We start from the raw sequence: 22841 nt of genomic DNA, 5'->3' as shown, positions 1-22841 counted from the left end.
ATTTATAAATTGAAATAACGACCTAAGACATCAGCTCATCGTTAATTTTCACTAATCATTTTTAACATTATTTGAATTACTGTTCATAAAAAGTACACGGCATGAATAATTCTATCACTCAGTCGATGTCACTTTTTTATTTAGTAATAATCGTTCCGCTGCCATCATTTAAATAATTAGCAACGTTCTGCAACGATGTCACCACTGCGGTTCCGCCACTTTTTTCAACAAACTCAATAGCGGCCTGCACCTTTGGTAACATTGAACCCTTTGCAAATTGATTTTCGTCCATGTATCGTTTCAATTCAGCAACAGTTACATGCTCTAATTTTTTCTGATCCGGCTTATTGAAATTGACATAAATATTATCAACCGCTGTCAGAATAATAAGTTGATCTGCATGAACGAGTTCTGCCAACTTTTCCGAAGCAAAGTCTTTATCAATCACAGCTTCACGGCCTACCAACTGATTGCCGTCTTTAACGACAGGCACGCCGCCGCCACCTACAGATATCGGCACAATATCATTCGCTACCATGGTATTGATTGTTCTATACTCCTGAACGCCAACAGGTCTTGGTGACGGAACCACTCGACGATACCCGCGGCCTGCATCTTCAACAAAAGTGAAATCTGAATTAGCGGCTTTGGCCTTTTTCATACCAGCTTCATCATAAAATGGTCCGACCGGTTTTGAGGGATTGCTAAAAGCCTGATCATTTGCATCAACTAGTACTTGGGTAACAACAGTTGCGACATCTCTATCGATGCCTTTTTCACGCAGGACACGCCCCAAAGCATTTTGAAGCCAGTAACCAATCGATCCTTGTGTCATTGCAACATCTGTATCTAGTGGCATTGCTGGATTCTTATCGGTCGATCCACCGGCCATTTGCAACAACAAGTTACCAACTTGCGGACCATTACCGTGCGAAACAATTAACTGATTCCCTTGGATTATGAACTCTGCCAAATATTCAGCAGTTTCAAGCAGTGCTTTCTGTTGCGCCGTTGCAGACGCATCATCCGTCAGAATGGCATTGCCTCCCAGTGCAACAACAATTTTTTTACCCATTTTATTTACCTCTTTTTTAATTACTTTGCGTATTTGCTATTGTGAAGAAACGACGACAAACGTTTTAATCCTTCCTGTAACGTTGCAGTATCAGTACAGTAACCAAGCCGTGCATGACTAGGCATATCAAAACGGTTACCAGGTACCAACAACACGCCTTCATCTTTAAGCAGATCAATGCAAAACTGCTCTGTCTGTTCAGGTTGGATATCTAACTTCACAAAGGATGTTGATACTGCGCGTGGAAAAATCATGCTAACTTTAGGTTCTTGAGCCACCCACTCTTTCAAGATGGACAAGTTATGCAACACAATTTGAGAATTTCGAGTCAAAACACGTGCACGATTTTTCAGTACATAAGTTCCCAATAAATCATTGAAAACCCCTGCGCAAATCATGGTGTAATCTCTATATTTGCGAAATATATCAGCGACCTCTTTGTTTGACGCGGTCCATCCCAAGCGGATTCCCGGGACAGAATATGTCTTTGATAACGAGTTGGTCGCAATGCCTTTGTCATACAAATCGGCAATTGAAACAAAACTGTCTGGATCGTCAAGCGGCAGGTAAACCTCATCCACCAAAACATAAGCGCCAACCTCTTTGGCCAGTTCAACAATCTGTTGAAGTAAATTACGATCTAAAATGGTTCCTGTCGGATTATTGGCGTTATTCAAACAAATCATTTTTGTGTTTGGTTTAATTAACTGCTTCAGCTCTTCAATGTCTGGATTCCAATTATTGTCTTCACGAATGTGCCAGTAATCTACTATTGCTCCCAAAGACTTAGGAATATCGTACAGTTGCTGATAACTTGGATATTCCGCAATGACATGATCTCCGGGCTCAATCAGGGAATACAAAGCCAGATGATTAGCACCAGTAGCTCCATTTGTCTGTAAAATATTTTCGGCAGGTACATGTTGATATAATTTTGCTGCCTCTTTTTTAAATTCAGGTGATCCTTCAATCCATCCGTAATTCATTTTTTCTCTGTTTAACGATGCGTAAAATGTCTGGCCATTCACACCGTCCAAGCTCAACAATTCAGCCATAGTCATGGATGAAATCGTACTTTGTGAGATATCGTAAGTAGCAGATTTTTCCCACTTATTCAGCCATTCTTCAACACCGAATCCTGCGATCTTCATATCTGCCTCCACTTAAACGGCGATCAATCCTTTACTCAGCAATACAATTCCGACAATGGCCGCAATTGTGATTACTATTGAAGCAACCCATTCCATCTTCGATAGATAGTGACCTGCCCCATTGTCTTTATTGGCCTTGGCGTAGAAGAAAATTCCTGGCACATAAACGATTAGGCATAGTAGTAAGTACTGCCAGCCAGCCATCAAGATACCAAAAACCTGAAATGCAGTGGCAAATACACCAATCCACATCTGACCCATCGAACCTTTTTCACTGCGATGTTGCCACGAATACTTAACTTGATACATTCCGACGAAGATGTAGCAGATAACAATTGCTGCCGTACAAAGTGACAGCGCAAAAGTATAGGCATTTTTAGCAAACAACAGTGACAACAAGAACAACTGAATTAGTACACCCGTCATAATTAACGAGAACGTGGGTGCATTATGTTTGTTCTCACGTCCAAAGATTGGTGGCAACAATTTACTCTTCTTCATGAGCAACATGGTCTCTGCCGGTAACATCGTCCAAGAAAGCCATGAACCTAAAATGGAAATAATAAGTCCAACACTAATGAACGCACCGCCCCAAGTTCCCAACATATCCTTGAAGATATAAACCATAGCCGGTTGCTGAATTGTTGCTAGTTTTTCTTGGCTCATATAGCCATACGGCAGCATTGATCCAAGAACATAAATAATTAATAGTGAAATCAAACCAATAATCGTTGCCTTGCTGGCATCGGACTTTTTACGCGCTCGTGACGACATCATAGTGGCGCCTTCAACACCGACGAATACCCACATAAGAACTAAAATAGTACTTTTGACTTGGGTCCAAATACTATCAGTACGACCTGCGTGGCTGGCCACATTCGTCCAGAAATCTGTGGTAAAAATGTGTCCCTTAAACAAAACTATTCCAACAACGATAAACGCAAATAATGGGATGATCTTGCAAATTGTCACGATCGCATTAATAGCAGCAGCACTCTCAACTCCGCGATTAACAACCCACGTTAAAATCCAGGACACAATACTGGCGACAATGATAGAGGGTACATTCTGTCCACCTTTAAACGCTGGAAAGAAGTAGCCCAGCGAACTCATTAAAACGGTGGCAAAAGCAACATTCCCTAGCCAAGCAGATAACCAATAGCCCCATCCACTGACAAAGCCAGCAAAGTGACCAAAACCATCCTCGGCGTACGTAAATATTCCTTCCAAATCAGGACGTTTGTTGCCTAGGTTGCTAAGTGATAGCGCAAGCATTAAAATGCCAAAGCCAACGATTACCCAGGCGATCAGAGCTGGGCCGGCGGCCGCGCCGCTCGACAAGTTTGATGTCAGAGCAAAGATTCCTGCCCCAATGGAAGAACTTACAACCAGCGCAACTAAGGCTGGTAGGCCAATCCCCTTTTTTTCAGGTTCCATTTTTTCGACCTCCATTTAAAATAAAAACGAGCGTATAGAACTCAATCTATACACTCGTCATGCAGCATCAGTTACATCTTTGGAATGAACAAGTCACCAAGTGTAGCTGCCATCATTGCTTTAATGGAGTGCATACGATTTTCCGCTTCTTCAAATTGACGCGCGTACTTAGAACGGAATACTTCGTCAGTAACTTCCATTTCAGTAATGCCGTATTTCTTCGCAACATCTTGTCCATATGATGTCTTGGTGTCATGGAAGGCTGGCAGACAGTGCATAAAGATCAATTGATCATCAGGTGTTCCCGTCTTTTTCATCATGTCCATGTTGACTTGATAAGGTGTTAGCAACTTAACCCGTTCTTCCCAGTTAGTTTCGCCCATTGAAACCCAGACATCAGTGTAAATAACGTTCGATCCCTTAACACCTTCGTCGATGTCGTCAGTGATTAGTAGTTTTGCGCCACTCTCATTGGCAAACTTTTGGGCAATGTTAACAACATCTTGAGCTGGATGTAACTCTTTAGGTGCCAGAATATGAATGTTAACGCCAAGCATTGCACCTGCAACTAACAAACTGTTAGCCATGTTATTTCTGCCGTCTCCGACAAATGTCAACGTTAGGCCTTTCAGATGGCCAAAGTTTTCCTTAACCGTCATAAAGTCAGCGATCATCTGAGTTGGGTGCCATTCATCCGTTAAGCCATTCCAAACTGGCACGCCTGCATATTTAGCAAGTTCCTCAACATCCTTATGAGCAAAACCACGGAATTCGATTCCATCAAACATACTGCCGAGCACCTTAGCGGTATCCTCAATTGATTCTTTCTTGCCCAATTGAATGTCACCAGCACCCATAAATTCTGGGTGAGCACCTAAATCAATTGCAGCAGTGGTAAATGCGGACCTTGTTCGTGTCGAAGTTTTTTCAAAAAGCAAAGCAATATTCTTACCTTCCAAATAGTGATGTGGAATATTCCGTTTCTTTAAGTGCTTCAAGTGGAGCGCAAAGTCAACCAGGTACTGAACCTCTGCTGGTGTAAAGTCCTTATCAGCTAAATAACTACGTCCTTGTAATTCAGACACATCAAATTGATCTTTTTCTGTCATTTTTAAAACCTTCCCTATCTCTATTTATGATCTACAGATCCTCACGAACTAATGGCATACTCATGCAACGTGGACCCCCACGGCCTCTTGATAGTTCACTTGAGAGAATGTCAATAACTTTCAAACCGTGCTTACGCAACAATTCATTTGAAACGTAGTTACGGTTATACGTCACAACAACACCTGGGGCGATTGCCAATGTATTCGAACCATCGTTCCATTGTTCACGGCCTGCAATGATTGGATCACCGTTACCGGTTGGAATTAAATCAAGTTCAGATAGCTTGAGTTCTTTTTTCAACACGGCCTGTAAATCTTGATTGTGTTCAATGGTGAAACCATCTTCGTTATCTGATGGGTGCAACGTCCAAGTATCAATTTTTCCACCATCACCCAAAATTCCTGGATGAACGGTAAACTGATCTTTGTTAATCATGGTGAACACAGTATCTAAGTGCATCATTGCGTGGTTATGCGGAATATGAATGGCAATAATCGTGTCGAAGCCACTGTCCTCTGTAAATAAGTTGCGGGCAATGTCTTGGATAGCATCGGCCGATGTCCGTTGAGAAACACCGATGGCCATAACGTGATTGTTCAGGATCAGTTCATCCCCACCTTCAATCCGCGTATCGTGATTGCGATCACGCCATACATGAACGCCTTGGTTAGCAAAACGTGGATGATATTTAATAATCGTTTCCATGAACAGAGACTCACGTCTGCGTGCGGTAAAAGTCATATGGTTGATACTTAATCCATCACCGATTGAAGCCGCTGGATCACGAGTAAAGTACAAGTTTGGCATTGGGTCCATATAAAATGGATACGTTGAATCCTCGGCTGCACTGACAAGATCGGTTGGTTTAAAATCAATCTCATTTTTTCTGATTCCAGCCATAATTTTGTCAACCATTTGTTGCGTGCTCATACTGAACAAATATTCATAAAGTGCATCATGAGTTGAACCGGCAGCATATCCAGATTCAGCCAACATTTGTTCAAGAAACGGCTTCTTTACATCTCCAGCATCAATTGCTTCTGCTGACAGTTTTTCGAGGTATAAAACCTCAGCACCATTTTCCTCAAGAACATGAGCAAAGTTGTCGTGTTCCTTTTGAGCAATTGGTAAGTACGGAATGTCATCAAACAACAAACGTTCCATCATATCTGGCGTAAAATTTTCAATTTCCTCGCCAGGTCGTTTTAGCAAAACAGTCTTCAACTTGCCAATCTCAGAACGAACATGAATTGGTGATGTCATCTTTGTAGCCTCCTGTTTGTTTTTTATTACACATGAAGTGTATTGCTGAAAGCGGTTTCAAAGTTTTGCCTATTTATCATCAAAAATGCGAAATAGTTCGCATTGTATATAAAATATGCAAGGTTTGAAAGCGTATACATTTTGGACTGCGATTTATAAAGAAAAACTGAAAACTTATGAAAATAATCAAAATATTACAAAGCTGTTACACCATTTTGAAAATTTATTAGTTTCCACATACTAGATCTGGGCACCTCACATGCATCCCCACCATTTCAAAGTCAAACGATAATAATTAATTACACTGGGTTTGCAAACAAGGTTAATTATTTGATGGTCTAATTAGTTCGTCCCCACTGACTGCATATTCTTTCAAGTCAAATCACATTTTTATTGCAATCATCCATCCTTGACCGTTAATTATTTTCCCGACCAACTTTAAAAACGCTGCTCACTTCGCATTTACGCCGGAAAAACAAAAAGGCAAAGCATGGTACTCTAAGTACCTCATGCCTTACCTTTTGTTGAGTTTGTTAATTGTTTTTCAAATCATAATTCCTAATTAAACTGTGTGCTCGATTTTGCTGTGGACACAAAAGTTATAGTACAGGTCGTGTTCAAGTAGTGTTTAAGACGTCTTTCAAGACAAGCAATTGCATTTCTATATTGCACCTGCCATTCCGGCTTTAAACACTCCATGTACATTACAACATTTTTTGTAGTCTCAGTTACTTCTGTTCGAGAACTATCACGCCATGCCCATTGACGGCTAGTTACATCAGTATCGTCACGATAAATCACCTCACCAGGCACTGCTATTTCGTCATCATTTTCCCCAATTGCGGAGAAATGTTCAGTCCCGTTTGCTACCGTTAACTCAAGTTGGCCATTAACTTTGTCTAAGTCTAAACAGCCAACTGGAAACCCATATTCTAAGGAAACAGAATTATATATGTCCACCAAAGGGTTAATCGAACGAACTGGGTTGCCATTTTTTGCCCTCTTTAATAGATTTTCAATTGCTCTACGTGCACCTTTATCCGTTTTAAATTTTCTAAAGGCATCACGCCATGCTCGAACAATCCCGTTGTTGCTGATTGGTTCATCTGGAATCAATGTAGGTGCAATCTCATTTGCATGTTGTAACACGCTATCTGGAACCTGCGTTCTATCCTGATTGTTAATGTTATGCACCGTGATGATTGCAATCTTAACCTCCGGGAACAGTTTCCAAAATGCCGGGCTAACAGAAAACATGTCCATACTTCTCGCGTCGATTTATGCATGATTTCTCTTGAATGTACTCATCTGTCTTCATAACCAGGGAATCACTTAGCTCGTTAATTGCCATTCATCCCGAATTAGTAGCACAGTGTCAGGACAACAATACTTCCGCCACTAATAAGCCACCACCGAAGACAAGTACGAACACTACGACAGGCCAAACAAAGCGAATCCAATGCGAATATTTCATATCCAACATCTGCAATGTCGCCATAACCAAACCTGTCGGCGCTAGAAATAACATCGCGTACTGTCCAAATTGATAGGCCGTTACCACCGTGTACCGTGGAATGTTTACCGTATCTGCAAGTGGTGCCAAAATTGGCATGGCCAACACAGCCAATCCAGATGAAGATGGCACGATAAAACCAAGAACAAAGAAGACAAACATCATGACAACGATAAATAACGGACCACTCATATGAGAAACAGCTTGCGTAGAGGCATGCAGGATAGTATCGGAAATGTATCCATTATTGAGTACTAAGTTAATACCTCGTGCCAAACCAATAATTAAAGAAACTCCTACCAGACTTGAAGAACCACTAACGAATGCATCAACAACACCCTTTTCGCCCAGTCCATGTTTTCCAAAACACGTAATAAACATGATAATCACTGCAATTATCAGAAATGACGAAGCCATGTCGGGAAATGCCCATCCCTCTGCCATTACTCCCCAAATCATAATTGGAAAGGCCATTGCAAACAGTATCAAAATCAGTTTCTTCTTTGCATCAAAGGTTAGGTCAGTTGCATTTTCTGAGGAAACGGACCACATTTCATTAAATGAATCATGATCGTCATATGAATAGGAAAACTTAGGATTCTGCTGCACCTTTCGAGCATAGCGGTACAAATACCAAAGAACAAAACATCCCGCAATGATTAACCCGACAACACGACCAGCTAGACCTTGAGTAAAATTCGTGCCCGCCGCGTTTGAAGCAATAACGACTGAAAACGGATTAATTGTTGAAAATGTGGTGCCCACAGAACTTGCCAAAAATATTGCTCCAACACAAACAATCGAATCATATCCCATGGCAATAAAAACTGGTACCAAAATTGGATAAAATGCAACGGCCTCTTCTTCAATTCCACAAAGTGTACCGCCAAGAAGTAGCAAAACTGCCACTAAAAATACGAGAGCAAATTCATGACCTTTTGTTTTTTTCGTTAAAGCCATTAAACCCGCTTCAAAGGAACCACTTGCTTTAACAATTCCGATCAAACCACCCAAAACTAGAATGAAAATCATAATGTCAACGGCTTCAATAGTGCCATTAACCATACTGGTAAAAATACTGAGAACACTTGCCGGATGTTGTTTTAACCGTTTATATGTATTCGGAATCGAAACTGGTTTACTAATTGCACCTGACTTGAACTGTGCGATATCAATTTTCACATGTAATTTGTTCAACGTCTCCTGCGTCGCAGGCAAAGAACTTTTAATACCGGTCGGTGACGTAACTTGTAAATGATTGCTACTATACTGCATTTTCGCGTAACTGCCAGCCGGTACAAACCACGTAAGCATCACTGCGACAATCGTAAGGAAAAATAAAATCGTGAATGCACCTGGCATTTTAATGTGAAACCTTTTCTTGATCGTACTGGTCATTATGAACTCCCCCAACAACTAAATTTTTGTCACTAAACGTAGCTAACACAAATTTGAATAACGTTTCTTTTTAGAAATAGAAAGCGCTTTCAAAAGCAGCTACAAAACATTGAATAAATTCAGTATGACAAAGTAAATAACGAATTCAATACATTAGAGATAACTGATAGAAACATCTCAAGGCAGTGTCAGTCAATTTTGCATTATGTTTGCGACAAATCTAACATTTAGGTATTTGGAAAAAATATCATCGTAGTGACGCCACTTTTTTAAAACTCACAAAAGGCCGCTCACTGCACTAGGCCCTGTCAAGTTGACAGATGAAATAATATAAACTTTTGTTTGTCTCTAAACGGCTTCATTCCAGTATTCATCTGGAGTGAGGCCGTTTCTTTGTGCCGAACGATTATGATGATTGAAGTATTCGATGCCGTCTTCAACCAACTCCACGAGCTCTTGGTAGGTCTTTGCCAGCGGATGACGATCCATCCAGCGAAGTTTGAACTCATTCCACCAGCGTTCCATTGGGGCGTTATCATATGGTGTTCCTGGACGAGACATGCTTCTCGGGACATGATGACGACTTAAAAAGTTATTAAATGCTCCGGCTGTGTACGCTGGGCCACGATCCGTATGCACCAGTGGATGAACATCGCCAGATGCCTCAAACGCACGGTGAAAAACTTGAATCTCCGCTGCCGCAGTCTCAGTAACGCTAAGATTGTAAGACAACAATCGGCGTCCATAGAGGTCCATGACGCCACTTAAGCGCATCTTGTACTGGCCGTTTACGCCGTACGTTAACTCTGTTGAATCAGACAGCCAGACCTCATTGGGCACCTCCACGTCAAAGTCCTGGTTGAGCACGTTGTCTAAGATATACTGCTCACTTTCTTTACGTCGATGATGTTTCTTAACCCGAATTTGACATTTCAGTCCGAGTTCACGCATCACACGACGAACCATTTTTATCGTAACTGCGAAGTCAATCAATTTATCATGTTGGAGATTGATCAAGAGATTTCCAGCTCCGATACCTTGGTGATGAAAATCGAACCAATACTGTGTTCGTTCCTTAAGTGCTCGGTCTCGCTGCTCCCAAGCAGTCTCTGAACGATTCAAACCTTTATGATAGGCCTGACGGCTGATCCCAATAAGGCCTAATAACTTTGTGATGGCTCCTGCTGTCCTTGACTGACTTCCTTGATTGCGTGGTAGGCCAGTCGGTGTTGTTGATTCACCCCTTGCGCTGAAGTTCCTGTAATTTTTTTGCGAATGCTTTATATAACTCCTGATCTTTGAGCTGCGATTCTAACTGGCGAATGCGGAGGTTGGCCTTATCTAAATCAGTTAGTTCGTGCTCTGGTTTGCGGTGACCACGGTTATCCACTAGTGCCTAATAACCACCATTTTTGGCCTTCAAGACCCATGAACGAGCTTGTTGATATGAAACTTGAAAATGATTAGCTGTCTCAGTGTAACTATGTTCACCCTTAACAACGTATTCGACAATTTCAATGCGTTCTTCGAAAGTTGTTTTTCGACTCATGATGGGGACCTGCTTTCTAGACGGCGAAGCCGTTAATTTGTCTCCATTATACTTTGAAATCCATTCTTCAAGTTGTCGTGTTCCACGTAAACCAAATTTTATGCTAAGCGTTTCAAGTGTACCTTCGCCTGCCAAGTATGCTTGAACGACCCTTAGTTTAAACGTTTGAGAATAGTGGGCATTGTTTCGCACTGCTTGTAATCCTGCGGGTCCATATCGTTGGAAAAGTCCAATCCAACGTTTAAGTGTCTTGGGGGTAATTCGCTTCATCTTGGCGAAGGTGCTTAAAGAAATTTCTTGTTGCTGATACTCCATAATGATTGCCAGTTTTTGTCGTGTTGTATGTCTTGATCTAGGCATAGAAAAATCCCTCCATGATTGATAGATGAATTATGATATTTCATCTGTCAATCATGAAGGGATTATCACAAAAGCAACAGCTTTCATGAATGATGTCTTTTACCGAACTCAAAATCGGTAACTTACTTATTTATATTCTGCCTTAATCTCATCCAGTGTTGGAATTGAAGGCTGAGCACCAAGACGTTGAACAGTAATCGATGAAGCGTGGTTAGCAAACGTAATGGCCTCACGCATGTTACTGAAGTCTGGCTTCAATTGTGAACTTAAAGCGCCAAGGAATGTGTCCCCGGCAGCTGTTGTGTCAACGGCCTTCACTTTGAATGCATCAACGAAACCACTACCGTTCTGGTTCGCATAAAAGGCGCCACGGGCACCAACGGTAATGATCAGTTCCTTACAACCCATTTGAGCGAACTTAGCAGCGTTCAACAACATTGAAGCGGCATCAGTCACTTCGATACCAGTGATGGTTGCGGATTCTGTTTCGTTTGGTGCAATCAAATCAGTGACCTTTAATAGATCAGCTGGGATCGTTGGGATCGCTGGTGCTGGGTTTAAGATGGTCGTTACGCCAACGGATTGCGCGTACTCAAATGCATACGTCGTCGTTTCAATTGGTGTCTCAAATTGAGAAATCAAGAAATCGGCATCTTTGATCACATCTTTGGCAGCATCAACATCGGCCTTACTTAATGACTGGTTAGAACCAGCGTAAACAAGAATCGAGTTTTGACCACTTTCTTGCAATAAAATGAACGCTTGACCAGAACCGCGTTGTTCATCCGTCGTGACATGTTCAACACTAATGTTGTCTGACTTCAAAGCATCGCGCAATACTTCAGCGGCATCGTCAGCACCAACTTTACCGATGAATGATGTTTGTGCGCCAGCACGAGCAGCAGCAACAGCCTGGTTAGCACCCTTACCACCAGGTGCAGAACTTTTATCCGTCATTTCCATAGTTTCGCCGCCAAGTGGCAGACGTGGAATCCGTAGGATGGAATCCATGTTTAGACTTCCTAATACAACGACTTTGTTCGCCATAATTGTCCCCTTTTATATTCAATAATAAATCGCATAAATTGTTCTATGAACAATTTACCATAAAACACCTAAACAAGAGTAGTGCTTACGATGCTTTTAGTGTTCCGCAACAGTTTCTGGATGTGCAACTTCATAACGATGTTCAAAGAAGAAGTATGTCGTTACGATGACGAAACAGATAACTGGCACGATGAATGAAAATTGCATTGTCGTCAGATCAGAAACGGCACCCTGCAACAATGGCATTACTGCACCACCAATGATGGCCATAACCAGAATGGCACCAGACGTTTCGGTGTACTTCTTTTCGGTAACTGTGTCCAGTGTGTGTGCATAAATCGTTGGCCATTCGGGGCCGAAGAAGAAGCTGGCTAAGATGGCGGTGTAAACTGCCGTCATGTTTGGAATCAAGAATGTTGCCAATAATGACAATGTTCCTAGGAATGAATAAATGGTCAAAACTTTCGTAATTGAGAAACGATTCATCAACCAGTTGGCCACTACTTTACCAAAGAACCACATTGCGTAACTGAAAATCATAAACGTTGAGGCAGCGGAATCACTAATTGAATGGTTTAGGTTTAAGGCCAAACGAATGGTGAATGACCAAACGGTTGTCTGCATACCAACGTAGAAGAATTGGGCCATAACCCCACGTTGGTAACGTTTGTTATGAGAAAGATACTTCAATGTTTCACGTAATGTTACCTTTTCAGCCTTTGCATCAGCGGTGGTTGCTTCTTCAGCGCCTTCTGCAGTGGCCTTAGCGGCTGGCATTTTTGTAAAGGCAATAATCACAAAGATAATCAGCAGCACGCCAAGAATGTACTTGTAAGGTTGCAATGTTAACTGCAACATTTTTTCGCCATAAGCCTGACGAGCAGCTGGTGCCATGTGAGACATCTTTTCAGATAAGTTCCCACCGTTACCAAAGATCAGGTATTTTCCTAGCACGATACCCAGCATATCACCAAGCGGTACTAAGGTTTGTGAAAAGTTTAACCGCGCATTGGCCGTCTTTTTCGGTCCCAGCATGGAAGAATATGTGTCACACGCTGTTTCCAGAAAACTCAACCCAATGGCAATCGCAAAAATAGCAACTAGGAACATGCTGTACGTTGCCATTCGTGATGCCGGGAAGAATAAGCTACATCCGACAATGTAAGCAAACAAGCCAATCATAATGGCAAACTTGTATGAACTCTTTTTAATAACCAGCGATGCCGGAATGGCAATCAAGAAATAGCCACCGTAAAACGCACTTTGAACAAAGGCTGTTGCCAAGTCGTTCAGTTGGAAAACGGTTTTAAATTGTGTGATCAAGATGTCATTTAAACTAGCTGCGGCACCCCACAATGGGAAAATCATCGATACTAATAAGAAGGTAAACATTGGTGTACGGGATAAATACCCGTCTGATAATTGCTTAACCAAGTTTGTTGCATGTTCGTCTCTTCCATTTCTATGCTCCTATAAAATGATGGCTGACAGTTAGAATGTCACGCCACTCTCCAAAATGATGTTTGAGTACGCCGTCATTTCGCCAGTGCGAACAAAGGCGTGTGTCTTACTGAGGTCTTTTTTTAATTCGCTGTGCGGTACAAACGTAATTGGCGTGTCAGGCAACAATTGCTTGATTGCCGTCAATTGCTCAGGGTTGACCGTCTTAATTTCTTCTGCCAAATAAATGTGTTGTACTTCTAATTCAGCCAAAACATTCTTTAGAACGTCGATAAAACTTGGCAATTGTTTGGTAACTGCTAGATCAATTTTCTCTGTTCCTGCGGGTACCGGCATGCCGGCATCCCCAATTGATAACCAATCCATGTGACCCATATTTGAAATCACACGCGATAGATCTGAGTTAATTACTGTTGTCTTCTTCATTGTGTTGCTCCCTTCGGTTTGAATAACGTTTACATTGGTAAAACGTTTTACTTAAATAATTTTAAGTGAGCCATGAAAGCTCACTGTTTTTAGTAAAACGTTTTATTGAAAATCAATGTGAAAAATATATCATAGTTTGGAAAGGCTTTCAAGTGTTTTCTTGAATTAATTTGGTTGGTTCGCGTTACCCACTCCAGGAATCACGTATGTTATCTAGTAATGACACAGAAAAGAGGAAAACTATGACAAAGCATAGTAAAAGATATATAGTATATATACAAGGGAGGCCTAATCAAATGAAATCTGTCAAAATACGCAAAGTTGGTTCATCAAATGTTTTAACGGTTCCACACGAAATTCATCCGAAATATGACACTTTCGATGTTTTCGAAGGACGTGATGGTGCAATTATTTACTTGCCTAAGAAGAGTAATCCATTCACAGACCCTAAGTACATTGCCGCTCACAGCGGTTCTGAATTAGATGAAGGATTTGAGGTCGATGCAGATGAATTTGAATAATTACGTTCCTGATCGTCAGGATATTATTTGGATTAACTTCAGCCCTAGTCAAGGAGAAGAAATCACTAAACGTCGTCCAGCTGTCGTTATCAGCTCTAAAGGGTATACTTCAATAACTGGACTTACCTTAGTTGTTCCGATTACACACGGTGTAGACAATAGACTAAAAGATTTTTTTATCCCCATTCAAACTAATGTTGGTATCGATGGTTTTATAAATCCGTTACAACTGCATACCTTCTCAGTTAAAAAGCGGCGCGCTGAATTTTCCGGAGAAATTGTTTCAAGTTTCAATTATGCATTTTTACAGCAAAGACTGAAACAGTTAATGTACGACTAAAAAAGAAGCATTCTATTCATCAAAATTTCGATGGAATAGAGTGCTTTTTAACTTTGCATCTAATTGTAAAAACTAACTGATCCCAACTTTTACTTAACCTTACTCAACGCATCCTTAACCGCCGTCTTAACAGCCCGGCTGGATGACGAAGCACCGGAAACGGCATCAACGTCAGCTGTGTTTTGCGCGACGATTTCACGGGGAATCTCCTCCACCGCTTTACGACCAACGTCTTCGCTTTCACTTTCCTGCAACACTTCGACATTTTTAATGTGTTGATCCGCATAAGTTACCCGAACCACGATTTGACCACCAATACCGTTGTTAGCACTACCTAGATATTGGTTATCGCCAACCGTGTAGTTGGTAGCATTATCCACCAAATCGTTGCCACCAAGGTCAGTCTCAGAATCTTCATGAATCGAAGCAGACGTGTCCGCATCCGTAGCTGTTTGGTCAGAATCACTAACCTTATCCTGCTTTGGTGCTGCGGCGTTTTCACCTGCAATCTTGCCAAAAATCAAACATTCAGCAAGATTACCACCACCGTTATACTGATTGGCATTGATGCCACCAAACTCACCAGCAGAATATAGATGGGGAATTGGTTCGCCGGCAGCGTTTAGCACTTCAGCCTTCGCATTTCGTTTGGCACCACCCTGGGTATTAAGCACTGCAGTGGCCAGTTCAACAGCATAATATGGTCCGTCATCTAATGCACGCATGCTATCGCCGTCACGACCCAATTGATCATCGCGACCTGCATCGGCAAAGCGATTAAAGGAAGCCACCGTTTGTGACAACACTTTAGGATCGGCCTGGATCTTCTCAGCAAGCGCTTCAATCGTATCCGCTTTAACAACCAGCTTAAAGAAGTCAGGATATGGTAACTTACCCTGTCCTTTGATCGTGTCGTACTGGGCTTGGTCAAAAATTAGATGAGGATGCGCGTAAACCGTTGGGTTATGCCATTGACCATGTTCGTAAGCATGACCATGACGTCCATTTTCATCCTCACGTACATAACGACTACCATCATCCGCAGCAATAAAAATACTGCCATGCGATAGTTCAGGCCAGGCGCCAAGAATAAATTTGCCCCGTTCTTCAGTCGGATTTTCAAACGTAAAGCCAGTGTCAAAACCGTATCCTTCATAACTGTGCATATGCCAGAAACTAGCGCCAACTTCTTGTGCCATCCGAATTCCATCACCCTTGTTGTACAAGGTCCCAATCACCTTCAACTTAGGTACACCAATGAAGTTTTGAATATCGTCATTATTATTTTCAAATCCACCCATCGTCATGACCACACCATTACGGGCCGCAATGTTAACCTCATGACCATTGCGCTTAACTGTAACACCCGTAATCATCTTTGATTCGGGATCTTGAATCAAACGCATTGCCGGACTCTCCAACCAAACGTCAATCTGGTCAGTCCGATCCGTCACATGCTGACGCAAGTTCTTCCATAATGTGGCGTCAAAGAAACCATCATGTACCGTCGTCAAATCGATCGCGTCGGCCCCATCGAATTCTGAATATTCTGGCGAAAGGCCATGTGCAAAGTCCTGCCAACCCGGATCACGATGCGTTTTGTTGTAACTAACCGGTTCATCGACATCGAGATAATCATGCATATACGCTGGAATTTGATTAATTCCGTCAACATACGTATCCAACATTTCATCTTCTATTTTAATACTGTTAAACATCTGCTTGAAATAACGCTTGGTCTTAGCACGATCATGCCCAGTTAGAACGACCTGACCAGCGTAACGTGTATTACCACCTTCGTGCCCTAATGGTGCTGCATCTACTAATAAGACTTTTGCCCCATTGTCGGCAGCAAACCGACTGGCAGTTGCGCCAGCTGCGCCAAAGCCAATGACAACGACATCATATGTTCGTGCCCAATTTATTTTTGCCATCATATTTCCTCCATATTTGATAACAAACTCAAATCAGTGAATTTGTTTACTTGTTGAATAATGAGCAATCCATTCTAAATGCATTCAACTGACTGCTTTATATCACACACCATCATTGTTACTGCTTTTGTCCCAATTGTGAAATATCTTTTTAAGTGAGATGATATGCCTAAAATGGCATAAAGATTGGAGGCTCTTTTAATGACGACAATGAATCAAAATCAACAATTACTGCGCATTCTCAGTTCTCTACAAACGACTGGTAGCATTTCTGATACCGCAAACGAAATGTATCTTACGCAGCCAAACGTTAGCAAACAACTCAAGCGGTTCGAAACAGAACTAGGTGTCCGTTTGGTCGATCGAAGTACCCATCCCCTGTCATTAACAGCAGCCGACAATTACTATCTCAATCAAATGAGTGTGCTGATAAGCCAAGTTGATCGTGTCATTACCACCACACAGGCGTTTAAAACGGCGAAACATGCGACACTCCGTTTAGGGGTTACCCAGTCACTCGGTTCAATATTGTTGCCAAACTTATTGCCAGCGTTTCACCGTCGCCATCCCGAAGTCACCCTTGAGTTACATGAATTGCCCCCAGCACAAGGTGAACAGGCTCTGACCAGTAACCAACTGGATATTTACTTTGGTGTTGCGCCGACGCCACAACCCGAAATCACACACATTCCACTATATTCAGAGGGATGCACACTGATAATGCCTAAAAATGCGTTGGCAAACGTTAACAGTCAAGATGTGAACACCAATTTAGAGACCATTTTATTCAACTTTCCCCGTCAGGAAATAATTGTCGAACGCGGTGATTCCGGTTTCCAACGAATTGTTTCTGGCTACCTGGCCGCTCATAACATTCATCCATGGCGCACGTTTGTCACAGCAAACTTGATTACCGCAGAACGCTTGGCTGCCAAAGGCATGGGGGCTGCCATTGTGCCAAACTCACTTGTCGAAACCGGTAAGTTAATCGCCGATGTCACAGCCATTCGTTTGCCCAGCGATGAATTGAGTCTAAGCGTCGTCGCACAAATTAATAAACAGGCGGCCGCAAATGCGGTGATTGCAGACTTTCTGCAAATGGATTTTAATTTCTGAATAAGATATTATACCAAGCTATATCCAGCATTAAAGTTTGTAGTCAACGCCTAATATGAATGCGATTGACCGTTGCACCGCCCATCAACGCCGTTCCTTCTATGAGGCAAAATTAGTGCTAATGACTATTAGCAAATCCGGTAAGACGCTTTGCCTTTAATTAATGAACGTTGTCCAAAAAAATTAATTCATAAGCGAAAAAGTTTGAAAAAAAGTGGCGTTAATGCTACTTTTTGAATAAGCATAAAGACAAATTGACAGTGCCAAACGCAGTCGTGAAATGCATCTAAGGAGAAACAATCATGAGCAATAACACTCCCCAAACCATGGACACCCTCATTCAACAAGAACTTAAAAATCCAAAGTTTCAAAAAGCCTACGATCAGACCGTCAGCACAGGCAACGCCGCCGTTGCTTTATATGAGTTTCGCCATGAACTCGGTTACACACAAGCTGTGCTGGCAAAAAAGGCCGGTCTGGCGAAATCGACGATTGTTCGCATTGAGACCGGCATTATGAATCCACGACTGGAAACCTTGCAACAAATCGCTGACAGTGTTGGCGCGCATGTTGAATTAAAATTTGTACGGTAAACATGATATCAAAAGGGATTGAAATGCTCACAGCTAGCAAAGCGCTGTCGACCATTTCAATCCCTTTTATTATCTCGTTTATATTTTACGCACAGAATCACGTTTGATTAACGAAACGTCAACCACCTTCAACTGTGGCGCATGTTCTGGTTCTCGCAAACGACTCATAATCATCTGACTAGCCCATGTGCCCATATCATAAACGGGCTGGTGAATCGTGGTTAAACGCGGCACCACATAGTCATCCAGATCGATGTCATCATAACCTACGACCGATAAATCCGCGGGTACGTGCTTTCCCAACGCATTAATGCCTCTCAACAGCCCTAATGCCATTTCATCGTTGACGCAGAACACGGCCGTTGCGCCAGAATCAATCACTTTTTGGGCGATGGCCCAACCACCGGCCTTTGACAACTGTGTTGAAAAGACAAGCTCGTCATCAAAGACAATGCCGTGACGAACCAATGCACTGCGGTAACCGGCTAGTCGCAAACGCACATTTTGTGATGGTCGGTCTGGTAAAACCACAGCGATTTTTTGATGACCTGCCTCGATGAGATGGGAAGTGGCCAACTCACCGCCACGTTCATCGTCGACAATGATTCGGTCCCCTTCGTTAATGGGATCGTTTTGGTCAAACAATAAGTACGGCACGTTATTGCGTTTGAGTAAACCATTGATTTCGTCATTACCGACAGCGGAACTAGCGATAATCATCGCATCCACACCGCGTTCAACCAGTGTCCGTAGGTAATAATGTTCTAATTTTTCATCGCGATCTGCGCTTAAAATCATCGGTACACATTCGTGCTCGTACATCGCATCCTGAATGCCACGCAAAAACATGGCAAAGAATGGATTTACTAAGTTGGGCACGATAATTCCAACAGTCTTCATTGAATGGCTGATTAGATTACGAGCGTTAAAGTTAGGAACGTATCCTAACTGATCCCTAATTTTCATCACTTTTTCTTGTGTTGCGGCAGGAAATCTTTCGCCCTTCCCGTTGAGAATTTGGGAAACCGTCGTAATCGACAGTCCAGCAGTCTTTGCGACGTCTTTAATCGTTACCCGCTTTGCCATTTTTACTTTTCAACCCCCATAAGTTCGGTTAAATTATAAGTTTTTTATGTTACGAATATCATAGCATATTCACTCTCTATAAAGTGCACAGATCCGCGTGAGACTGCATTTTGTTCGCCATTATATTGAAAATAAATCGACTTGTTTTCGCGTTTGTTCGGCGAATTTACAACTTAACATAAATATTGTTATTCAAAAAAATAACTATTTATACTCATCCTAGAAACATTAATTGCACTATAAATGGAGATGAATATCATGATTAAAATTTATACGATCCCGTCAAACTTACCCTCTCGTCAGGCAGTCCGTTGGTTAACTCAACATGATGTTGCTTTCACTGAGCAGCGTGTCCATGTAGACCAACCAGAATTGACGATTGATGAATTGAAGCAATTTTTAATGGCCTCCGAAAATGGCGTTGATGATTTGCTTTCCTTCCAGTCACTCGCATACGCTGCGTTTATCAAAAATCATGATCCAGAAGCAATGTCCTTACAAGCATTGTTAACTGCCATGATTGCGAATATCCGTCTTTTACATTTTCCAATTATTTATGACGAACACCTTCACATCTTGCAAACGGGGTTCTCGCAGGACGATATCCGCGTGTTTCTACCGCGAAGTGTCCGGGTTCAAGAGTTGAGTACCATGCTGTTACGTGAATCCCAAACAGAAACAAGCAGTAATGTTGAATAAAGAATACCCTCTGATGATAAACTAACGGTCGGACATCCGAGTGATTAGCAATTCAGAGGGTGTTTTTAGGTTTTGTATCAAAAACGATTCAAACCATGATAAAATAATGATAATCATTCAATAAAGCGTTTTCAATAAAACGTTATACATGCACATTGTACGTTCGTGAGGTGTTTATGATGCTGAGACTGGTACAGCTGTCTTTAAAAAGGCCAGCATGCGTTCATTAAATCGCTCTTGTTGTTCAGCCATCACAATGTGACCAGCTTCCGGCACGATAAACGATGCGCCATTTGGTGTCATTTCTGCTGCTGCCACCGCATGTTTGGGCGACCAAAATGGACTGTGTGCACCAGCAACAAACAACACGGGAATGCTTAACTGTCGCAAAACATCGCGCCAATCTTGAAACGCATGATCCCACAGCAATGGTTGGTTCAGTTGTTCGTTAAAGCGATGACCAACCTGGGCTTTCTTGACTGCCTGATAAGTCTCATCATTAATCCGTTTGTAAGTGGTGTGCACTTGTAACATTTTGGCAGTTGCTTCTGGAAAATTTTCCCAGTTAAGATCAAGCATGCCATACGGCCAACCATGATCGCTAATCATTTTGGGTGATTGATCGACACAAATCATGCGGCGCAATCGGTGATCACCATAAAGCGAACAATACGCCCAGGCCACGGCAGCACCCATTGAATTGCCCATCAGATCAACATGGTCAAGATGCAGATAATCCAGTAATTCTGCCAAATCTTTGCCCTGTCGACTCATCCGTAATCCCTTGGCGGTGGATTCTGATTGACCATGATTACGACGGTCCAAATTAATTACCCGAAAGTGCGCTTGAAACAGTGCCGCGACCTGTGACCGCCAGATCTCTTTATTGCCTGCAAAACCCGTCATAATGACAATTGGTTGACCAGTACCAACATCATCATATTCGAGTCTAACGCCATCGCTGGTTATAAATTGCATGCTCGTTCCTCCTCTGTTGACTTCAATAACTCGATTAACCACTAGTTGACCGCAAATAACGGCGATTCGGTGTTGAATTGAAGTGAGTGGCGAACCGTTAATTGGACGACTTCATGTTGCTCACCGAGGCTAACCACAATATCCGCCTGCCCTTGCAGCGGTTCAACATTATCTAAATAATTACGTAAATTAACGTTAATCCAAGTATCATGCGCTAATTTTTCAAACGCTGCCCCCTCAAGATGATAAATGGCTGGTAAATTTAGCCGAAGACAACGTGCCAAATACCATTGATAATTAATTGACTGCGGCACTTCTAAAAAAATACTCTGATCAAGCAAAGCACGAAAAATCGGTTGCAGAACCATCAAGCCTTCAAGAATAATAATATTGGGATGATCAATCAGTAGGTGCCGGTGAACATTAATATCGTCAATACTGTGATCATATACCGGAATGGCAATCTCCAGATCATTCATGGCGAGTGCCGTACAAAAGGCCTGCATTTGCTGGCCGTCATAGGTCTCCGGAAAACCTTTTCGATCAAACAGGTTAGCTTGCCGCAATCGTTGATTAGGCATCAAAAAATTATCGGTGGACACCAAATATGTTCCACAACTCGGCCATTGCGACTGAAAAAATTCCTGTAGCCGTTTGGCAAACGTGGTCTTACCGGACGCAACATTGCCTGTTACACCAATAACAACTGGCCGTTGCTCAGTTAACCGTTTGTCGATTGTCATTTTAAGTTGATGTAGCAGTTGCTCTCCTTGACCTGTCATCTCATTTTCCTCCAAATTAAGCTTGAACGACATTCCTCGTTTGTTGTGTTAAATCGTCAAGAAAGGATTTTTTTATGGATATTCATCAAATTCAGTACCTGATTACCATTGTTGACAACGGTTTTAACCTCACCAAAAGTGCGCACATTTTAAACGTGTCTCAACCGGCACTCAGTAAATTTATCGGTGAACTGGAAGATACTGAGCAGATCCAGGTTTTTATCCGCAATAAGGGCCGCATCACGGGGTTGACGCCAGTTGGTGAGGATTTAATCAAACATGGTCGCCAGGTCGCCCGTGAATATGATGACATGATGGTTAGCTTGCGTGATCATGCAACGGTCAAACGTGGTACAGTTCGCATCGGTATCGCACCGGTTATTATTTCGACGGTGTTCAATCGGGCCATTCCTAAATTCATTCAAGACAATCCGGATATTGACCTTAAAATCGTGGAAAAAGGTGCCTACGAACTACAGAAGATGTTGCTCTTGCAGGAAATCGATCTTGCCGTACTCGTTTCCCCAGCGACCTTTCCTTCTATAAAGGAGCACATCATTTACCGTAATAACGTCGCTGTCTGGTTTAATCGAAACCATCGATTTCATAAAATGGATGGTGCCATTCCACTGAAAGAGATTGGCAAGGAACGCATCGTCACCCTGGACGACAGCTTTATGGTGACCTTCCAGACTAAAAACCGCTTCGCACAACAAAATATTCAACCAAACATTTTCTTCCAAACGACTTCGTGGGACCTTGTTTTAAACATGTGTCAGGAAATGAATGTGGTGGGCATTATCGCCGCACCCATCGGTAATAACTACGCTGGCACTAATATTGAACACCGTGATTTTGATCCGGTTTTCCCGTGGAATATCAGTTTGTGTACCCTAGGCGATATCTATCACAATACGTTGGTCCAATATACACAAAAGTGGATCTGTGATTACTTCAAGTCGATCAATTCAACCGATCAAACACTCTAACACAGCAACGACC

Annotated in this window: 22 protein-coding genes; 6 read left to right on the top strand and 16 right to left on the bottom strand. The window is 42.2% G+C overall.

Annotated features, from left to right (window positions below; genetic code table 11):
* Positions 1–136: 136 nt before the first annotated feature.
* From arcC to rbsD, 12 genes are all read right to left on the bottom strand, one after another.
* Positions 137–1075 carry a carbamate kinase gene (arcC, locus tag LDK34_RS04780; protein ID WP_178942339.1) on the bottom strand — a complete coding sequence of 313 codons (939 nt, stop codon included), beginning with the start codon at positions 1073–1075 and terminating at the stop codon, positions 137–139.
* A 20-nt stretch (positions 1076–1095) separates the two neighbouring features.
* On the bottom strand, positions 1096–2226 hold the full coding sequence (locus LDK34_RS04775) for an aminotransferase (protein WP_236941528.1): 1131 nt from the start codon (positions 2224–2226) through the stop codon (positions 1096–1098).
* 12 nt (positions 2227–2238) lie between these two features.
* Positions 2239–3663: an arginine-ornithine antiporter gene (arcD, locus tag LDK34_RS04770; protein ID WP_178942337.1), complete on the bottom strand. Its 1425-nt coding sequence runs from the start codon at positions 3661–3663 to the stop codon at positions 2239–2241.
* A gap of 71 nt (positions 3664–3734) precedes the next feature.
* Positions 3735–4772 carry an ornithine carbamoyltransferase gene (gene argF / locus LDK34_RS04765; RefSeq protein ID WP_236941527.1) on the bottom strand — a complete coding sequence of 346 codons (1038 nt, stop codon included), beginning with the start codon at positions 4770–4772 and terminating at the stop codon, positions 3735–3737.
* Between the two features lie 31 nt (positions 4773–4803).
* Entirely contained in the window at positions 4804–6036 is a 1233-nt protein-coding gene (gene arcA, locus LDK34_RS04760; protein WP_178914292.1) for an arginine deiminase, read from the bottom strand.
* 558 nt (positions 6037–6594) lie between these two features.
* On the bottom strand, positions 6595–7299 hold the full coding sequence (locus LDK34_RS04755) for a B3/B4 domain-containing protein (RefSeq protein ID WP_178942335.1): 705 nt from the start codon (positions 7297–7299) through the stop codon (positions 6595–6597).
* A 112-nt stretch (positions 7300–7411) separates the two neighbouring features.
* Entirely contained in the window at positions 7412–8947 is a 1536-nt protein-coding gene (locus LDK34_RS04750; RefSeq protein ID WP_178942334.1) for a YfcC family protein, read from the bottom strand.
* Between the two features lie 348 nt (positions 8948–9295).
* A complete protein-coding gene (locus LDK34_RS04745) occupies positions 9296–10069 on the bottom strand; it encodes an IS3 family transposase (RefSeq protein WP_236357429.1) in 774 nt (257 codons plus the stop codon).
* Positions 10070–10343: 274 nt separating this feature from the next.
* Complete coding sequence (locus LDK34_RS04740; protein WP_236941526.1) at positions 10344–10856, bottom strand: helix-turn-helix domain-containing protein; 513 nt, start codon at positions 10854–10856, stop codon at positions 10344–10346.
* A 126-nt stretch (positions 10857–10982) separates the two neighbouring features.
* Positions 10983–11903: a ribokinase gene (gene rbsK / locus LDK34_RS04735; protein WP_026017234.1), complete on the bottom strand. Its 921-nt coding sequence runs from the start codon at positions 11901–11903 to the stop codon at positions 10983–10985.
* A gap of 96 nt (positions 11904–11999) precedes the next feature.
* Positions 12000–13337 (bottom strand): L-fucose:H+ symporter permease, encoded by a 1338-nt coding sequence (fucP, locus tag LDK34_RS04730; protein WP_347880575.1) that lies wholly within the window; start codon positions 13335–13337, stop codon positions 12000–12002.
* A 57-nt stretch (positions 13338–13394) separates the two neighbouring features.
* Positions 13395–13790, bottom strand: coding sequence for a D-ribose pyranase (gene rbsD / locus LDK34_RS04725; RefSeq protein ID WP_017262869.1), 396 nt, complete (start codon positions 13788–13790; stop codon positions 13395–13397).
* Between the two features lie 296 nt (positions 13791–14086).
* Here rbsD and LDK34_RS04720 point away from each other — a divergent pair, with 296 nt between their 5' ends.
* Together LDK34_RS04720 and LDK34_RS04715 are read left to right on the top strand one after the other, a co-directional pair.
* Complete coding sequence (locus LDK34_RS04720) at positions 14087–14311, top strand: antitoxin of toxin-antitoxin stability system (RefSeq protein WP_178942332.1); 225 nt, start codon at positions 14087–14089, stop codon at positions 14309–14311.
* The gene (locus LDK34_RS04715; protein ID WP_225439157.1) at positions 14298–14651 is read left to right on the top strand and encodes a type II toxin-antitoxin system PemK/MazF family toxin; all 354 of its coding nucleotides are present in this window, start codon (positions 14298–14300) and stop codon (positions 14649–14651) included. The genes LDK34_RS04720 and LDK34_RS04715 overlap by 14 nt, the downstream gene beginning before the upstream one ends.
* A gap of 89 nt (positions 14652–14740) precedes the next feature.
* Here LDK34_RS04715 and LDK34_RS04710 read toward each other — a convergent pair whose 3' ends face one another.
* Positions 14741–16585, bottom strand: coding sequence for an FAD-binding protein (locus LDK34_RS04710; protein ID WP_236941525.1), 1845 nt, complete (start codon positions 16583–16585; stop codon positions 14741–14743).
* A 201-nt stretch (positions 16586–16786) separates the two neighbouring features.
* Between LDK34_RS04710 and LDK34_RS04705 the strand changes: the two genes are divergently transcribed.
* Positions 16787–17701 (top strand): LysR family transcriptional regulator, encoded by a 915-nt coding sequence (locus LDK34_RS04705; RefSeq protein ID WP_236941524.1) that lies wholly within the window; start codon positions 16787–16789, stop codon positions 17699–17701.
* 302 nt (positions 17702–18003) lie between these two features.
* A complete protein-coding gene (locus tag LDK34_RS04700) occupies positions 18004–18294 on the top strand; it encodes a helix-turn-helix transcriptional regulator (RefSeq protein ID WP_178942329.1) in 291 nt (96 codons plus the stop codon).
* A gap of 78 nt (positions 18295–18372) precedes the next feature.
* On the opposite strand, the gene rbsR is transcribed toward LDK34_RS04700, so the two are convergent.
* Entirely contained in the window at positions 18373–19380 is a 1008-nt protein-coding gene (gene rbsR, locus LDK34_RS04695; protein WP_178942328.1) for a ribose utilization transcriptional repressor RbsR, read from the bottom strand.
* A gap of 258 nt (positions 19381–19638) precedes the next feature.
* Here rbsR and LDK34_RS04690 point away from each other — a divergent pair, with 258 nt between their 5' ends.
* Complete coding sequence (locus tag LDK34_RS04690; protein WP_178942327.1) at positions 19639–20079, top strand: ArsC/Spx/MgsR family protein; 441 nt, start codon at positions 19639–19641, stop codon at positions 20077–20079.
* A gap of 174 nt (positions 20080–20253) precedes the next feature.
* On the opposite strand, the gene LDK34_RS04685 is transcribed toward LDK34_RS04690, so the two are convergent.
* Positions 20254–21057, bottom strand: coding sequence for an alpha/beta fold hydrolase (locus LDK34_RS04685; RefSeq protein WP_178942326.1), 804 nt, complete (start codon positions 21055–21057; stop codon positions 20254–20256).
* Positions 21058–21098: 41 nt separating this feature from the next.
* On the bottom strand, positions 21099–21839 hold the full coding sequence (locus LDK34_RS04680; protein ID WP_178942325.1) for a type I pantothenate kinase: 741 nt from the start codon (positions 21837–21839) through the stop codon (positions 21099–21101).
* A 74-nt stretch (positions 21840–21913) separates the two neighbouring features.
* On the opposite strand from LDK34_RS04680, the gene LDK34_RS04675 reads away from it, so the two are divergent.
* On the top strand, positions 21914–22828 hold the full coding sequence (locus LDK34_RS04675; RefSeq protein ID WP_178914348.1) for a LysR family transcriptional regulator: 915 nt from the start codon (positions 21914–21916) through the stop codon (positions 22826–22828).
* The last annotated feature ends 13 nt before the right edge of the window (positions 22829–22841 follow it).

This window comes from Furfurilactobacillus milii (assembly GCF_021654115.1).
GTDB lineage: Bacteria > Bacillota > Bacilli > Lactobacillales > Lactobacillaceae > Furfurilactobacillus > Furfurilactobacillus milii.
The sequence above is the reverse complement of the archived record's forward strand: the minus strand, read 5'-3'. Positions and strand labels throughout refer to the sequence as shown.

What these genes read in the sequence shown, in the direction of transcription:
- arcA (WP_178914292.1), bottom strand. Translation starts at nt 6,036, where the DNA reads ATGACATCACCAATTCATGTTCGTTCTGAGATTGGCAAGTTGAAGACT.
- LDK34_RS04700 (WP_178942329.1), top strand. Translation starts at nt 18,004, where the DNA reads ATGAGCAATAACACTCCCCAAACCATGGACACCCTCATTCAACAAGAA.
- LDK34_RS04690 (WP_178942327.1), top strand. Translation starts at nt 19,639, where the DNA reads ATGATTAAAATTTATACGATCCCGTCAAACTTACCCTCTCGTCAGGCA.
- argF (WP_236941527.1), bottom strand. Translation starts at nt 4,772, where the DNA reads ATGACAGAAAAAGATCAATTTGATGTGTCTGAATTACAAGGACGTAGT.
- rbsR (WP_178942328.1), bottom strand. Translation starts at nt 19,380, where the DNA reads ATGGCAAAGCGGGTAACGATTAAAGACGTCGCAAAGACTGCTGGACTG.
- LDK34_RS04715 (WP_225439157.1), top strand. Translation starts at nt 14,298, where the DNA reads ATGAATTTGAATAATTACGTTCCTGATCGTCAGGATATTATTTGGATT.
- arcD (WP_178942337.1), bottom strand. Translation starts at nt 3,663, where the DNA reads ATGGAACCTGAAAAAAAGGGGATTGGCCTACCAGCCTTAGTTGCGCTG.
- rbsD (WP_017262869.1), bottom strand. Translation starts at nt 13,790, where the DNA reads ATGAAGAAGACAACAGTAATTAACTCAGATCTATCGCGTGTGATTTCA.
- LDK34_RS04710 (WP_236941525.1), bottom strand. Translation starts at nt 16,585, where the DNA reads ATGGCAAAAATAAATTGGGCACGAACATATGATGTCGTTGTCATTGGC.
- LDK34_RS04675 (WP_178914348.1), top strand. Translation starts at nt 21,914, where the DNA reads ATGGATATTCATCAAATTCAGTACCTGATTACCATTGTTGACAACGGT.
- arcC (WP_178942339.1), bottom strand. Translation starts at nt 1,075, where the DNA reads ATGGGTAAAAAAATTGTTGTTGCACTGGGAGGCAATGCCATTCTGACG.
- LDK34_RS04680 (WP_178942325.1), bottom strand. Translation starts at nt 21,839, where the DNA reads ATGACAGGTCAAGGAGAGCAACTGCTACATCAACTTAAAATGACAATC.
- LDK34_RS04720 (WP_178942332.1), top strand. Translation starts at nt 14,087, where the DNA reads ATGAAATCTGTCAAAATACGCAAAGTTGGTTCATCAAATGTTTTAACG.
- LDK34_RS04740 (WP_236941526.1), bottom strand. Translation starts at nt 10,856, where the DNA reads ATGCCTAGATCAAGACATACAACACGACAAAAACTGGCAATCATTATG.
- LDK34_RS04750 (WP_178942334.1), bottom strand. Translation starts at nt 8,947, where the DNA reads ATGACCAGTACGATCAAGAAAAGGTTTCACATTAAAATGCCAGGTGCA.
- LDK34_RS04705 (WP_236941524.1), top strand. Translation starts at nt 16,787, where the DNA reads ATGACGACAATGAATCAAAATCAACAATTACTGCGCATTCTCAGTTCT.
- LDK34_RS04685 (WP_178942326.1), bottom strand. Translation starts at nt 21,057, where the DNA reads ATGCAATTTATAACCAGCGATGGCGTTAGACTCGAATATGATGATGTT.
- rbsK (WP_026017234.1), bottom strand. Translation starts at nt 11,903, where the DNA reads ATGGCGAACAAAGTCGTTGTATTAGGAAGTCTAAACATGGATTCCATC.
- LDK34_RS04755 (WP_178942335.1), bottom strand. Translation starts at nt 7,299, where the DNA reads ATGGACATGTTTTCTGTTAGCCCGGCATTTTGGAAACTGTTCCCGGAG.
- LDK34_RS04775 (WP_236941528.1), bottom strand. Translation starts at nt 2,226, where the DNA reads ATGAAGATCGCAGGATTCGGTGTTGAAGAATGGCTGAATAAGTGGGAA.